Below are 13,949 nucleotides of genomic sequence, written 5' to 3' on the forward strand. Positions count from 1 at the left end.
GGCTGGTTCAGGGACGGGCTATGCCCGCCACGAAGCGCGTGGTCAGGGCGGTGGGAGCGGTGATGGCGGTGCCGACGACGATGCTGTGGGCGCCGCGGTCCAGGGCCTCGGCGGCCTCTTGGGGGGTGTTGATACGGCCTTCGGCGACCACCGGGACGTCGATCGCGGCGGACAGCGCCGCCACCAGGTCGAGATCGGGACCGGTCTGCTTCGGCGTCCCGGGCACATAGCCCGACAACGTCGTCGAGACGAAGTCCGCGCCCTGCGCGGCCGCCGCGACGCCCTCGGCGAGTGTCGACACATCGGCCATGACCAGCGCACCGGCCTCGTGGACCGCGGTGACCAGCTCGGCGAAGGCCGAGCCGTCGGGGCGCGGCCGGTCGGTGGCGTCGGCGGCGACGACGGCGGCGCCCGCCTCGGCGACCGCCAGGGCGTGCCGGACGGTCGGGGTGATGTAGACGCCGATGTCGCCGTCCTTCCAGAGCCCGATGACCGGCAGTTCTACGGCTGTGGCGATCGCGGCGACGACCTCCGGCGCATTGGCCCGGATCGCTGCGGCGCCACCGGCGGCGGCGGACTGCGCGAGCCGGACCAGGGTGCCGGTCTCCCGCATCGGGTCACCGGGAGGCGCTTGACAGGACACGATCAGCTTGCCCTGGAGAGAGGCGGCCAGTTCCTGCGCGGTCATCGGAGAGCTCCTGGCTGGTGGAGAGGGAGAGTGGTGGTCAGGGCTGCGGCGCCGAGCACCGCGGCGTCGTGGCCGAACAGTGGTGCGACGGGTACGAGTCCCCGTAGCGGTGGCATCAGCTCGGCGGCGAACGCCGCGGCGAGCGCATCGCCGTACAGCGAGCCGATCCGGGGGACGCCGCCGCCGATGACGACCCGGTCGGGGTCGAGGGCATTGGCGAGCCCGCCGAGCACCTGGCCGGTGGCGGCCGCTCCGGTGGTGATGGCGTGGACGGCGTCCGCATCGCCCCGCGCGGCCCGCTCGGCCACGGTCTCGAGCCGGTCCACCGGGGTGCCGGTGAGCCGTTCGTAGTGGGCGGCGATGCCGGGGCCGGAGGCGATGACCTCCAGGTGGCCGGTGGCGCCGCAGGTGCAGGGCAGCCCCGCGGCCTCAGGGCTCGGCAGATGGCCGAGATGTCCGGCGATACCGGAGGCGCCGTGCAGCATCCGCCCGTCGACGGCGACCGCGCCGCCCACACCGGTACCGATCGCGGCGAACAGCAGCGACGCATGGGCCGAACCCTCCGCGACCAGCGCGGCGAGCTCCGGCCCAGCGGTGGCGCGTACGTCGTTGTCGCAGGCCACCGGCAGTCCCGTACGGTCCGCGAGCCTGGCACCGAGCGCGGTTCCCGCCCAGCCGCGGAGCGAGTCGGTGGCGCTGGTGACCCTGCCGGTACGGGGATCGACGACTCCGGCGGCGGCGATGCCGAGCGCGGTGGCGAGCCGCGCCGGGTCGACCTCGGCGGCCGCCGCCGCGAGCGCGTCGAGCACGGCCGCGGCGCCGTCCCGGGCCGGGGTGGGCCGGGTGTGCCGCGCCAGGACGGTGCCGTCCGTGCCGAAGAGCGCGGCGGCGATCTTCGTACCTCCGAGATCGAGTCCGATCACCGGGGCGCCGGTGGCCGAGGACGGCGGACTCTGGCTCATCGGACCGTGGGCAGGCCGGCGGCGTGCAGCCGCTGCGCCACCAGGGCGACCGACTCGTCGCTCAGCGGGATCTGCGGGAACGCGGTGTTGCCGCACGCGATGACCCCGAGCAGCTGCAGCGCGGCCTTGAACGCCCCGAGCGCCGACGAGCTGCGGCCCATGTCCGCCTCCGGGCCGGCATCGACCATGGCGAACAGTGCGACGAGCCGCTCCTGCTCCCTCGCGGCGAGCGCCCAGTCTCCGGCCCGCGCGGCGTCGTACAGCCGGACGTACCCGGCCGGGTCGACATTGCCGATGCCCGGCACCACACCGTCGACGCCGGCCAGCAGCGCCGCGTCCACGGTGAGTTCGGAACCGGTGAGGATGCTGAACTCCGGAGCCGGTCCCTCCCTGCGGCCCTCGCGCCCGCCGAGCTCCACGATCAGCCGGCGCAGCCCGCCCTCGTCGCCGCTGCTGTCCTTGAGGCCGGCCAGCGTCCCGTCCTCGGCGAGCTCGCGTACCAGCGCGGAGGAAAGCTTGCTGTGGACGGCGACCGGGATGTCGTAGGCGAACAGCGGCAGATCGACGGCCGTCCGCAGCCGGCGGAAGTGCTGGGCGATCTCCTTGCCGTGGGTGCGGGTGTAGAACGGCGCGGTCGCGACCAGTGCGTCCGCGCCGAGGCCGGCGGCGGTCCTGGCGTGCTCGGCGACGCGCGCGGTGGTGGTGTCGATGACACCCGCCAGTACCGGGACGCGGCCGTCGGTGACACGGACGACGGTCTCCAGCGTCGTGGCGCGCTGCTCGTCGGTGAGGTAGGCGACCTCGCTGGTCGAACCAAGCGCGAAGAGTCCGTGCACGCCCCCGCCGATGAGGTGCTCGACCAGCTCGGCCAGAGAGGCGGTGTCGACCTCCCCATGGGATTCGAGCGGGGTGCAGACGGGCGGGACGACGCCGTGCAGCGGTGCGGTCAGAGACATGGTGAAGGCTCCAGCTTGTCGGTACACCGATCGCGGCCGGTGGCGGCCGCGCAGGTCGAGACATGAGACGTAAGATGTCTTACGTCTGACCTCACCTTAGACGGCTCCTGCGACCGGTCAAGGGGCAACGGCACCTCAGGAGGAGGTTGTGGCGCGGCCCACCCTGGCTCAGGACATGGAACGCCAGGCCAAGGAGCTGACCCTGGAACGCAGGCTCGGCCCCGGCGACGCGCTGCCCACCGAGGCCGAACTGATGGAGATGTTCGGGGTCGGACGTGTCTCCGTGCGCGAGGCCCTGAAGGCGCTCCAGGCCATCGACGTCGTGGAGATCCGCCGCGGCTTCGGCACGTTCGTCGGCTCGCCAGGTGCGGGCGATGCGCACACGCTGCGACGGCATCCGTACGCGCCTCGAACGCTGACCGGAGCCGAGCTCGCCGGGCCCCTCGCGTCCGGCGGGCAGAATCGAGCACTCCGGGCGTATGCACCCGGCGGGCGAAATGAAGCCTGCCAGGCACATCGCGCCCGGCAGGGCGCAGTCGAGCCCGACCGGCGATGGAGGGTGGAGCCGAGCCGAAGGCCGCATGGAAGGCGGACCGAGCCGAAGGCCGCGCATTCCCGTCGCCGGGCACCCCTCACGCCGAGACGGCGCCCCCCATCACGGCGGCAACCGCCATCCGCGCGGCCCGCCCCGTCACCGCCGCCGCGTCGTCCCCCGACTCGATCGCCGTCGTGGCGGCATTGACGATCCCCTGGAGCAGCAACGCCGTACGCCGCGGATCGTCATCCCCCAGCTCCGCCAGCGCACCTGTCAGCGGAGTGAGCAGCTCCCGGTGCGCCTGCGCCGCGCTCTCCCTCACCACGGCCGCGTCCCGGACCCCGGCCAGCGCCTGGGCGATCCGGTGCTCGCCGCTGCGTACCAGCTCCAGTTGCGACGTCACATACGAGGCGATCTTCTGCTCCGGCGTGGCGGCCGCCGACATGCCCGCCCTAATGGCGGACGTCCAGCGCGGCATCGCGTCCTCGACGACCGCGGCGAGCAGCTCGGGGCGGCCGGGGAAGTACTTGTAGACGCTGTTGCGGGCGAGGCCCGTGGCCTTGGCGACCGCCGTGAAGGTCACTGCTTCCGCGTCGCCGCCCTCCAGCAGTGCACGTGCCGCCCGCACCAGGGCCAGCCGCTGCTGGGCGTGGTGCTCGGCGACCGTGGCGGCGCTGATCTTGGGCACCGACCCAGTCTAGAAGGCCGGCCGGTCTTCGCGGGACCCGCTTAGGGACGGTGCGTCGCCATCATCTATCTTGGCGACGCACCGTCCCTAACATCGATCCTCGAAGGGAACCGCTGTGTTCCTCGCACTGCTGGAGCTGCGCGCAGCCCGTGGCCGCTTTCTGCTCATGGGGTCCGTCGTGGTGCTTGTCGCCGCGCTCGTCGGCATCGTCTCCGGCTTCACCACCGGCCTCGGCGACGACACCGTCTCGGCCCTGCGCCGCCTCCCGGCCTCGCACCTGGTGTTCTCCTCCGACGCCCGGTCCGACCAATTCGCCCGTAGCCTCCTCGACGACCGGGCGGCCGCCGCCTGGCACCAAGAGGCCGACGCCGACACGACCCCGCTGGGCGTCTCCATCACCCGCGGTACGACGGACCGCGGCGCCGAGGTCGACCTCGCCGCCTTCGGTGTCGAACCCGGCTCCTTCCTCGCCCCGTCCGTGACCGCGGGCAAGGGCCTCGACCGCACCGCCGCCGACAGCATCGTGATCTCCGCCGAGCTCGCCGACGAGGGGGTACGGGTCGGGGACACCCTCGTCATCGACCGGCTCGGCATCCGGCTGCACGTCACCGGCCTCACCGACCGTTCCAGTTACGGGCATGTTCCCGCCGCCTACGTCCCGTTGGCCACCTGGCAGCGCATCCGCTTCAGCACCCCGGGCGCCCCGGCCTCCGCCACCGCCACGATCCCCGACCAGTTCAGCGCCCTGGCCGTACGTGATGCCGGCGGCGCCTCGTTCGCCGCCCTCGACGAGCGGCTCTCCACCACGACACTCACCAAGGAGAAGGCGTACGAGGCGGCCCCCGGCTACACCGGCGAACGCGTCACGATGAACTCGATCCAGGTCTTCCTCTACCTGATCGCCCCGCTGGTCGTCGGCGCGTTCTTCGCGGTGTGGACCGTGCAGCGCCGGCCCGAACTGGCCCTGCTCCGCGCCCTCGGCGCCTCCCGCAGGCGGCTGCTCGCCCACACCGTGCTCCAGGCCGCGCTGGTCGTCGTCCTCGGCACCGCGGCGGGCGCCGTCCTCGCCGCAGCCGTCGGGCTGCTGGTCGGTGAGCAGGTGCCGTTCAGCCTGCCCGCCACCACGCTCGCCGTCACCATGTGCACCGTCGCCGCCGTCGGCCTCGCGGGCACCGCCCTGACCCTGCGCCGGGTCACCTCCGCCGACCCACTGATCATGCTGGGAGCCAACCGATGAGCCTCGAACTGACCGGTGTCACCGTTGAATTCGGTCGCGCCGACGCCCGTACCTCCGTGCTCGACGGCCTCGACGTCACCTTCGAGCCCGGCCGTACGACCGCGCTCGTCGGCCCGTCCGGATCAGGCAAGTCCACCCTGCTTGCCGTCGCAGGCGCCCTGCTGCGGCCCACCGCCGGCCAAGTCCTGCTGGACGGCGAGGATCTGGCGACCCGTACCGACGCAGAGCGTGCGGCGATCCGCCGCGAACGGATCGGCTACATGTTCCAGAGCGGCAATCTGCTCTCCGGGCTGCCCGCCGTCGAACAGCTCTTGGCCGCCGTGTACATCAGCGGCAGGCGCCCTCGCGCGTACCGTGCCCGCGCCGAGGAAGCGCTGACCGAGGTCGGTCTCGGCCACCGCCTGCGCCACCACCCGGAGGAGCTCTCCGGCGGCGAACGCCAGCGCGTGGCCCTGGCCCGCGCACTGTTCCTCGCGCCGAAGCTGCTGCTGGTCGACGAACCGACCGCGGCCGTCGACCGCTCGCAGGCGGGCGAACTGGCCGCTCTCCTCGTCGACCGCACCCGCCGGGACCGGTGCGTCACCGTCGTCGCGACCCACGATCCGGCAGTGGCGGAGGCAGCGGACCGGATCGTCGACATGGCGGAGCTGACCGGTGCGGCGCGGGCGCCGGTGTCCGGCGGCCGCTGACGGAGCACCCGCGTACGTGCCGCCCGCGGACGGGGCAGTGCGTGCGCGGGCGCCGCCACCTGTCCGACCGGCGTGACCGTCACCGTCCGGCTTCCCGAAGCACGCTTCCCGGCCGTAAGTGGCTGTCAGCGTGGCGCTCCCGGAGGCACCTGCCGCGACCGTGACCCGCACCTTGACGTCGGCTCCCTGGTCCGGCCCGAGGGCGGGCACCGTCACCTGGTGCGTTGTCCAGCCGCCGGGCACGTTCAGGTCGAGCGTGCCCCTGCCTGTCGGCACACGGACGTGGGGCACCACCGCGGCACTCCTCAAGGGCCCGCCGGGCCAGGCCCCGCGAGCGGCAGGGCCTGGCTCCGTTCCCCGGTGGACGTCGGCGCCCGGTCAGTCCACGGCTGCCGCGTCGCGGGCGCGGGCCTCCGAGATCCGCCGCCTGACCGGGGCATAGTGCTCGCCCAGCGCCTTCATGAAGCCGGCGATGTCACCGGCCCGCGCGGCGTCCACGATGTTCTGGTGGGCGGCGATCGTCGTCGTCTCGTCGGCATGCGTGAATCCGTCGAGATGCGGCGCGACGATCGCGTACACGTCCCAGAAGGCCATCGACAGCTGGCCGATCAGCTGGTTGCCGAGCGGTGCCACCAGCAGCGCGTGGAACGCCCGGTCGGCTTCCACGAAGTCGTTCCCCTCCTGTGCCCCGGTCGCGCGCATGGTGGCCACCAGGCCTTCCAGCGAGTCGAGCTGCTCCGGGGTCAGCAGCGAGACGATCCGGTCGGCCATCCCGCGTTCGAAGAGCTCGCGTACGTCGACGAGATCGGCCAACACCTGGAAGTCGTCGTCGGGGGAGAGCAGCCCGCGGAAGGTCAGGCTCTCCACCAGGGCGGACAGGCTCAGCCGGCCGACGTATGTGCCGTGCCCGTGGCGGACCTCGACGATGTCCAGCGCATTGAGGATCTTGACGGCCTCGCGGACGCTGGAACGGCTGGCGCCGAGCGCCTCGCACAGGGCCGGCTCGGTGGGCAGCGGGTCCCCGGGGCGGAGTCGCTCTTCGAGGATGTAGCGCTTGATGCCCTCGACGACTTCCTGCCGGAGCAGTTGCCGGCCGGGCCTCGTACCGGACATATGTGAACTCCCCACCTCTTGACCCCTCTCCATTGTCAAGCTACGTTCCCACGCTATCAAGGCATCAGACATCTGACGTCTGATGCTTCGGGCTTTGCGGTCTTCGTGATCCTGCTTCCGCCCTCGTTCCTTCCCGCCCTTCCGTCCCACCCCCGACGTTCCTGGAGGACCCGTGCCCGAGCTGAGATCAGCCGGTGTCGAGCGCCGCACCTTCCTGCGTTACACCACTGCTGTCGGTGCGGCAGCAGCCATCACGGCGAGCCTTTCCGCATGCGGCGGACCGACCTCGACCGCCGACGGTTCGCCGGGCAAGGGCGGCGGCAGCGGCCTCATCGAGGCCGGTCTCTCGTACCCCCTGTCGACCGGCTTCGACCCGATGATCACCTCGGGCGCGACTCCGTATGCCGCCAACATGCACATCTTCGAAGGCCTTGTGGATCTCGACCCGGCAACGCTCGTGGCCCGCCCCGCGCTCGCCACCGAGATGCCGAAGAAGATCAACGCCACGACCTACCGGGCCACGCTCCGCAAGGGCGCCACCTTCCACGACGGATCACCGGTCACCGCCGACGACGTGGTGTTCAGCTTCGAACGCATCCTGGACCCGAAGAACGCCTCACTGATGGCGCAGTTCGTGCCGTTCATCGACACCGTCGAGGCCATCGACGCGAGCACGGTCGAGTTCAAGCTCAGGTACGCCTTCGCGCTCTTCCCGTCCCGTATCGCCGTGGCCCGGATTGTCCCGAGGAAGATCGTCGAGCCCGACCCCAAGGCGTTCGACGCCAAGCCGGTCGGCTCCGGACCGTACGCGTTCGTCTCGGCCACCCGTGAGGACAAGATCGTCTTCGAGGCCTACGACAAGTACAACGGCCCGCACCCGGCCAAGGCCAAGAAGATGATCTGGCGCCTGATGTCGGACCCGTCGGCCCGCGTCAGCGCCATGGAGTCCGGCCGGATCCAGGCCATCGAGGACGTCCCGTACATCGACGTGAAGCGGCTCTCCGGCGCCACGAAGACCGAGTCGGTGCAGTCCTTCGGCCTCCTCTTCCTGATGTTCAACACCGCCGACAAGCGGTTCGCCGACAAGCGGGTGCGCCAGGCGCTGCATTACGCCCTGGACACCGAGAAGATCATCTCCACCGCGATGGTCGGCAACGCCGCGGCGGCCACGGGCTATGTCCCGGCCACCCACCCCGACTACCACGAGGCCGCCACCGTCTACACGCACGATGTGGCCAGGGCGAAGAAGCTGCTCGCCGACGCAGGTGTCAAGGACCTGTCCTTCACGGTGCTCACCACCGACACCGGCTGGGTCAAGGACATCGCCCCGTTGCTGAAGGAGAGCTGGAAGGCGGCCGGCGTCGAGGTCACGCTCGACATCGCGCAGTCGCCCGCCCAGTACGCCAAGGTCGACAAGGGCGCCTTCGACGTCCTCGTCGCCCCCGGCGACCCGTCCGTCTTCGGCAACGACGCCGACCTGCTGCTGCGCTGGTTCTACTACGGCTTCTGGCCGGAGAGCCGTTACGGCTGGGGCAAGTCCGCCGCGTACAAGCAGGTCAAGCAGCTCCTCGACAAGGCAGCCCAAGCAGCCGACGAGACGAAGCGCAAGGAGCTGTGGGGCCAGGTCACCGACCTCGTCGCCGACGAGGCCGCGCTCTACCCGATCCTGCACCGGAAGCTGCCCACCGCCTGGAACGAGAAGGCGCTGCCCGGCTTCAAGCCGCTGCCCACCACGGGCTTGTCGTTCCTGGACGTCAGCCGCGCCTGACCGCGCACGACTCCCGACCGGGCCGGCGGGGGACACGCCGCGCCCGTCATCCGTCGCCGCGCATCCGTCCGACGGACATCCGGCGACGGAACCCCCACGCCAGATCACCCGGTGCCGAACCACCGCACCTGATCACCCGGTCCGGTCCACCCCAGCCAGGTGGACCGGACCCGGCCGACCAACCGCAAGGAACCCGACGATGGTTGTTTTTCTCCGGCTTGCGCTGCGCCGCGTCGCGATGATGCCGGTGATGATCCTTGGCATCGCGCTGCTCGTCTTCGTGGTGCTGCAGTTCTCGCCGGTCGACCCGGCCTTCAACGCGCTCGGGGAGAGCGCCACCCCCGAGGCCCGTGCGGCCTTCGCCGAGGCCAACGGGTTGGACGACCCGCTGCCCGTGCGGTACTTCCACTTCCTCGGACAGCTGCTCCACTTCGACCTCGGGATGACCGTCCCGCCGAGCCGGCCCGTCGTCGACCGGATCACCGCCGCCTTCCCGCTCACCGTGCAACTGACGTTCCTCGGGCTGATCCTCGCGGTCGTCCTCGCCGTCCTGTTCGGTGTGACCGGCGCGATGTACCGGGACCGCTGGCCCGACCAGCTGTTCCGGGTGCTGTCCATGGCCGGGGTCGCCATCCCGTCGTTCTGGCTCGGGGTGCTGCTCATTCAGCAGTTCGCACTGAACACGCCGGTCTTCCCGACCGGCGGATACACCAATCCCGCCGACTCGGTCAGCGGCTGGCTCACCACCATGGCGCTGCCCGCGATCTCGCTCGCACTCCCGGTGTCCGCCTCGCTCGCCCGTCTCGTACGGACGTCGATGGTCGCTGAACTCGACCGTGACTACGTCCGCACCGCTCGCGGCAACGGACTGCCACCGCTCCTGGTCATCCGCTCGGTGCTGCGCAACGCGCTCGTCACTCCGCTGACCGTGCTCGGCATCAAGGTCGGCTACCTGCTCAGCGGCGCTGTCGTCATCGAAGCGATCTTCGACCTGCCGGGCATGGGCAAGCTCATCCTCGAAGGTGTCACCGGCGGCGATGTCGCCCTGGTCCAGGGCACCGTACTGACCATCGCCATCGCGTTCCTGGTGGTCAACGTCATCGTCGACCTGCTCTATCTGCTGGTCAATCCGCGCATCAGGACGGTATGACATGTTCGCCACGGGCCGACTGGCCAACAGACTCTCCCGACCGGGCCTCGCGTTTCGCGCCCTTCCGGTCACCTCCCGCATCGCGCTCGGCGTGCTGCTCGTCGTCATCCTCGGGGCCGTCCTCGCCCCGCTGATCACCCAGGACCCGCTGACCACCGGCACCCCGGTACAAGCGCCCAGCGGCGCCCACTGGTTCGGCACCGACCGGGCCGGCCGCGACGTCTTCGCCCGAGTCGTGCACGGCTCCCGCTACTCACTGATCATCGGACTCGGTGCGACTGCCGTCGCCCTGGCCGCCGGCGCCGTCCTCGGTTCGCTCGCCGCGACCTCCCGCAGGCTCGGCGACGAGTCCGTCATGCGCACCCTCGACATCGTGATGTCGTTCCCGCCGATCGCACTGGCCGCCGTCCTCGTCGCGGTCTTCGGCACCAGCATCCCGGTGATCATCTTCACCGTCGCGTTCGTCTACACCCCGTCGCTGGCCCGTGTGGTCCGCGCCAATGTGCTGTCCCAGTACGGCGAGGACTACGTCGCCGCCGAGAAGGTCATCGGCGCCCGCCGCGGCTACATCGTGCTCCGTCATGTCGCCGTCAACTGCATGGCTCCCGTCATGGTGTTCGCCACCGTCATGGTCGCCGAGGCGATCATCTTCGAGGCGAGCCTCTCCTTCATCGGCGCCGGAGTGCAGGACCCCGACCCCAGCTGGGGCAGCGTCCTCGCCTACGGCCGGCAGATTCTCCTGGCCGGCGGCTGGTGGGCCACCCTCTTCCCCGGCCTTGCGCTGCTGATCACCGTCCTCGCGCTCAACATCCTCTCCGAGGGGCTCACCGACGCCTCCGCCGCGCCGAAGAGCGCCCGCGCCGCCACCGACCCCACCACGGGCACGGACCCCGACCCCGTCGAGGCCGCGTCCACCGTGGACATCGACGCCGCCCTGACCAAGCTCGCGAACCGCGTCGACGCCACCGAACCGACCATCACCGCGGTACGTGAGGACGCCGCCGAACTGCTCGTCGTACGCGACCTCGCGATCCGCTTCCCCGACCGCTACGGCGCCATCCCCGTCGTCGACCGACTGAACTTCACCGTCCACGAGGGCGAGACCCTCGGCCTGGTCGGCGAGTCCGGCTGCGGCAAGTCCATCACCAGCCTCGCCGTGATGGGTCTCCTCGCCCGCAACGCCGAGGTCAGCGGCGAGATCCTGTACCGCGGCCGGAACCTGCTGAAACTCCCGCCGAAGGAACGCCGCGCCCTGATGGGTCCCGAGATCGCGATGGTCTACCAGGACGCGCTCTCCTCCCTCAACCCGTCCGTACTCGTCGGCACCCAGCTGAAGCAGCTCACCTCGCGCGGCGGCACGAAGACCCCGGCCGAACTCCTCGAACTGGTCGGCCTCGCCCCCGAGCGCACCCTGCGCAGCTATCCGCACGAGCTCTCCGGCGGCCAGCGCCAGCGCGTCCTGGTCGCCATGGCCCTGTCCCGCAGCCCGCGCCTGCTCATAGCGGACGAGCCGACCACCGCCCTCGACGTCACCGTCCAGGCCCAGGTCGTCGAACTCCTCGTCCGGCTCCGCGACGAACTCGGCTTCGCCATGGTCCTCGTCTCGCACGACCTCGCGCTCGTCGGCGACCTCTCGCACCGCGTCGCCGTGATGTACGCGGGCCGCCTCGCCGAGATCGGCGCTACCCGCTCCGTGCTCACCGACCCCACTCACCACTACAGCCGCGGCCTCCTCGGCTCGGTCGTCTCCCTGGAAGCGGGCGCCGGCCGGCTGCATCAGATCCGCGGCATCGTCCCCGCCCCGCAGGGCTTCGGCGACGGCTGCCGCTTCGCCTCGCGCTGCGCCGCGGCCACCGAGCTGTGCCGCACCACCACCCCCGGTCTCACGCGGCGTGGCACCACGAACGACCACGGCTTCGCCTGCCACCACCCGGCGCAGGCCGTACTGCTGGAAAGGAGCGCCCTGTGATCAGACTCGACGGCGTCCACGTACGCCACAAGGCCCGCAGCGGCGGGGTGTTCCGCCGCGACGCGGTGCATGCCCTCACCGACGCCACCCTGGAGGTGGGGCGCGGGGAGATCGTCGGCCTGGTCGGCGAGTCCGGCTGCGGCAAGTCCACCCTCGCCCGGGTGCTGACCGGACTGCAGAAGCCCACCGAGGGCCAGGTCCACTTCCACGGCAGCGACCTGTGGGAGATGCCCGCCGCCCGGCGCCGCGACGAATTCGGCTCCGCCGTCGGCGTCGTCTTCCAGGACCCGTCCACCGCCCTCAACCCGCGGCTCACGGTCCGCCAGATCCTGCGCGACCCCCTCGACGTGCACCGGCGCGGTACGCGCGAGGAGCGCGAGGCACGCGTCGAGCAGCTGCTCGACCTGGTGGGGCTGCCCGGCCACACTCTTGCCGCCCTGCCCGGACAGCTCTCCGGCGGCCAGCGCCAACGCGTCGCCATCGCCCGCGCGCTCGCCCTCGAACCGGAGCTGATCGTCGCCGACGAACCGACCTCCGCCCTCGATGTCTCCGTCCGCGCCCAGGTCCTCAACCTCCTCGTCGACCTGCGTGAACGCCTGGGCCTCGGCATGGTGTTCATCTCGCACGACATCCAGACCGTGCGCTATCTCGCCGATCGCATCGCCGTCCTCTACCTCGGCCGCATCGTCGAGGAGGGGCCCGCGGCGGATGTGGCGGGCGCCCCCGCGCACCCGTACACCGAGGCACTGCTCTCCGCGACCCCCAGTCTGCTGGAGACCACCGAACGGATCGTGCTGACCGGCCCCGTGCCCTCGGCCACCAACCCGCCGTCCGGGTGCCCGTTCCGCACCCGCTGCTGGAAGGCGGACGACGCGTGCGCCACGGTCTTTCCCGCCCTGACCCTCGGCAGCGGCGAGCACCGCTGGCACTGCGTCCATCCTCAGACCTTCGCGTCCCCCACCGGGGCACCGACCCCCGTGCCGTCCGCAAGGAGCACCGCATGACCGCCCGAACCCTCCGCCGCACCGGAGTGATCACGGCCAAGGCCGAACAGGACCGCCTTGTCGACCTGTTCGGCATCATCACCACCCATGTGATGAGCCCGCCGATGCGCAGTCTGGACGCGGCGGAGACTGCGAGGATCGCCGCGTGCCTGGACCAAGCCGGGCTGTCCCACCTCTGACGGGCCCTCCTTACGAAAACAGGTCCGGTAGGACAGCCGAGGCTGTCCTACCGGACCTGTCCGCGATCCAGCGGTTACGTCACTTCTGTCCGGCGCGGGCGCGACGCATCAGCACCGTGCCGCCGAGCAGCAGGGCGGCGCTCGCTCCGGCCGCCAGGCCGAGGTCGGCGGCGCCGGTGTGGGCCAGCTGCGCGCCGGGGACATGCGGGGTCCGCGGCACTGTCGTATCGGTGACGGGCACGGTGGTGGTCGGGGGAACGGTGGTGGTCGGGGGAACGGTGGTGGTCGGCGGGGTGACAGGGGGCACCGTGACGGGGGGCACCGTGATGGGCGGGACGGTGATGGGCGGGACGGTGATGGGCGGCACCGTGACGGGGGGCACGGTGACGGGGGGCACGGTGACGGGGGGCACGGTGACGGGGGGCACGGTCACGGGGGGCACGGTCACGGGGGGCACGGTCACGGGCGGCACGGTGACGGGGGGCACCGTGACGGGGGGCACGGTGGTGGGCGGCACTGACGTTGACGGCCGGTGCGTATTGGCACACCCGTTGCCGGACGCGGGGTTCAGCGCGCCGACGACATTGACGGAGTTGCCGCAGGCATTGACCGGGATATGGACAGGAGCCTGGATCAGGTTCCCTGACAGCACCCCGGGGGAGTCGCTGGTTGAACCCTTGGCGCTCGCGCCCCCGGTCCCGTTGTCGTCCGGACCGCTGTCGGTGTTCTCGCACTCATTACCGAAGGCCGGGTTCAGCAGCCCGACCACATTGACTGTGTTGCCGCAGAGGTTGACGGGAACGTGCACCGGCACCTGCACGGCATTGCCGGAGCCGACGCCCGGCGAATCGGTGGCCGTCCCGTCGGCCGAGGCATCCGCGAACGCGTAGCCGCCGGCCGCGGTCAGGATTCCTGACGCCGCCGCCATGACGATCATGCTTTTACTCAAGGCTTTTCGCATTAGTTGCCCTTTCTTAGGACATCGTGCGCGGGCGGAATGCCCGCATTTCT

General features: G+C 71.3%; 13 protein-coding genes and 2 pseudogenes. 8 read left to right on the forward strand and 7 right to left on the reverse strand.

The window, feature by feature from the left end:
- Positions 1-7: 7 nt before the first annotated feature.
- The 3 genes from AB0915_RS21120 to AB0915_RS21130 are packed head-to-tail and all read right to left on the reverse strand — an operon-like array spanning position 8 to position 2,606.
- Entirely contained in the window at positions 8-688 is a 681-nt protein-coding gene (locus AB0915_RS21120; RefSeq protein ID WP_366692541.1) for a putative N-acetylmannosamine-6-phosphate 2-epimerase, read from the reverse strand.
- The gene (locus tag AB0915_RS21125; RefSeq protein WP_366692542.1) at positions 685-1,650 is read right to left on the reverse strand and encodes an ROK family protein; all 966 of its coding nucleotides are present in this window, start codon (positions 1,648-1,650) and stop codon (positions 685-687) included. The genes AB0915_RS21120 and AB0915_RS21125 overlap by 4 nt, the downstream gene beginning before the upstream one ends.
- Entirely contained in the window at positions 1,647-2,606 is a 960-nt protein-coding gene (locus tag AB0915_RS21130; RefSeq protein WP_366692543.1) for a dihydrodipicolinate synthase family protein, read from the reverse strand. Before AB0915_RS21130 ends, AB0915_RS21125 begins: the two co-directional genes overlap by 4 nt.
- 148 nt (positions 2,607-2,754) lie before the next feature.
- Here AB0915_RS21130 and AB0915_RS21135 point away from each other — a divergent pair.
- Positions 2,755-2,967: pseudogene (locus AB0915_RS21135) on the forward strand (GntR family transcriptional regulator); the annotation flags it as partial.
- 271 nt (positions 2,968-3,238) lie between these two features.
- Here AB0915_RS21135 and AB0915_RS21140 read toward each other — a convergent pair.
- Positions 3,239-3,829 carry a helix-turn-helix domain-containing protein gene (locus tag AB0915_RS21140; RefSeq protein ID WP_366692544.1) on the reverse strand — a complete coding sequence of 197 codons (591 nt, stop codon included), beginning with the start codon at positions 3,827-3,829 and terminating at the stop codon, positions 3,239-3,241.
- Positions 3,830-3,944: 115 nt separating this feature from the next.
- Between AB0915_RS21140 and AB0915_RS21145 the strand changes: the two genes are divergently transcribed.
- Complete coding sequence (locus tag AB0915_RS21145) at positions 3,945-5,066, forward strand: ABC transporter permease (protein WP_366692545.1); 1,122 nt, start codon at positions 3,945-3,947, stop codon at positions 5,064-5,066.
- A complete protein-coding gene (locus tag AB0915_RS21150) occupies positions 5,063-5,755 on the forward strand; it encodes an ABC transporter ATP-binding protein (protein ID WP_366692546.1) in 693 nt (230 codons plus the stop codon). Before AB0915_RS21145 ends, AB0915_RS21150 begins: the two co-directional genes overlap by 4 nt.
- A gap of 177 nt (positions 5,756-5,932) precedes the next feature.
- On the opposite strand, the pseudogene AB0915_RS21155 reads toward AB0915_RS21150, so the two are convergent.
- Together AB0915_RS21155 and AB0915_RS21160 are read right to left on the reverse strand one after the other, a co-directional pair.
- A pseudogene (locus AB0915_RS21155) lies at positions 5,933-6,049 on the reverse strand (hypothetical protein); the annotation flags it as partial.
- An 84-nt stretch (positions 6,050-6,133) separates the two neighbouring features.
- Positions 6,134-6,868 (reverse strand): FadR/GntR family transcriptional regulator, encoded by a 735-nt coding sequence (locus AB0915_RS21160; RefSeq protein ID WP_366692547.1) that lies wholly within the window; start codon positions 6,866-6,868, stop codon positions 6,134-6,136.
- A 172-nt stretch (positions 6,869-7,040) separates the two neighbouring features.
- Between AB0915_RS21160 and AB0915_RS21165 the strand changes: the two genes are divergently transcribed.
- The 5 genes from AB0915_RS21165 (at position 7,041) to AB0915_RS21185 (ending at position 12,938) form a co-directional block, all read left to right on the forward strand.
- Positions 7,041-8,636, forward strand: coding sequence for an ABC transporter substrate-binding protein (locus AB0915_RS21165; protein WP_366692548.1), 1,596 nt, complete (start codon positions 7,041-7,043; stop codon positions 8,634-8,636).
- Between the two features lie 199 nt (positions 8,637-8,835).
- Entirely contained in the window at positions 8,836-9,786 is a 951-nt protein-coding gene (locus AB0915_RS21170; protein WP_366692549.1) for an ABC transporter permease, read from the forward strand.
- Position 9,787: 1 nt separating this feature from the next.
- A complete protein-coding gene (locus tag AB0915_RS21175; protein ID WP_366692550.1) occupies positions 9,788-11,755 on the forward strand; it encodes a dipeptide/oligopeptide/nickel ABC transporter permease/ATP-binding protein in 1,968 nt (655 codons plus the stop codon).
- Positions 11,752-12,759 carry an ABC transporter ATP-binding protein gene (locus AB0915_RS21180; protein WP_366692551.1) on the forward strand — a complete coding sequence of 336 codons (1,008 nt, stop codon included), beginning with the start codon at positions 11,752-11,754 and terminating at the stop codon, positions 12,757-12,759. The genes AB0915_RS21175 and AB0915_RS21180 overlap by 4 nt, the downstream gene beginning before the upstream one ends.
- Complete coding sequence (locus tag AB0915_RS21185) at positions 12,756-12,938, forward strand: hypothetical protein (protein WP_366692552.1); 183 nt, start codon at positions 12,756-12,758, stop codon at positions 12,936-12,938. Before AB0915_RS21180 ends, AB0915_RS21185 begins: the two co-directional genes overlap by 4 nt.
- 79 nt (positions 12,939-13,017) lie before the next feature.
- Here AB0915_RS21185 and AB0915_RS21190 read toward each other — a convergent pair whose 3' ends face one another.
- Positions 13,018-13,899 carry a chaplin gene (locus AB0915_RS21190; RefSeq protein WP_366692553.1) on the reverse strand — a complete coding sequence of 294 codons (882 nt, stop codon included), beginning with the start codon at positions 13,897-13,899 and terminating at the stop codon, positions 13,018-13,020.
- Positions 13,900-13,949 lie beyond the last annotated feature (50 nt).

Source organism: Streptomyces sp. NPDC048411 (genome assembly GCF_040704695.1).
In the GTDB taxonomy this organism is placed as follows: Bacteria; Actinomycetota; Actinomycetes; order Streptomycetales; family Streptomycetaceae; genus Streptomyces.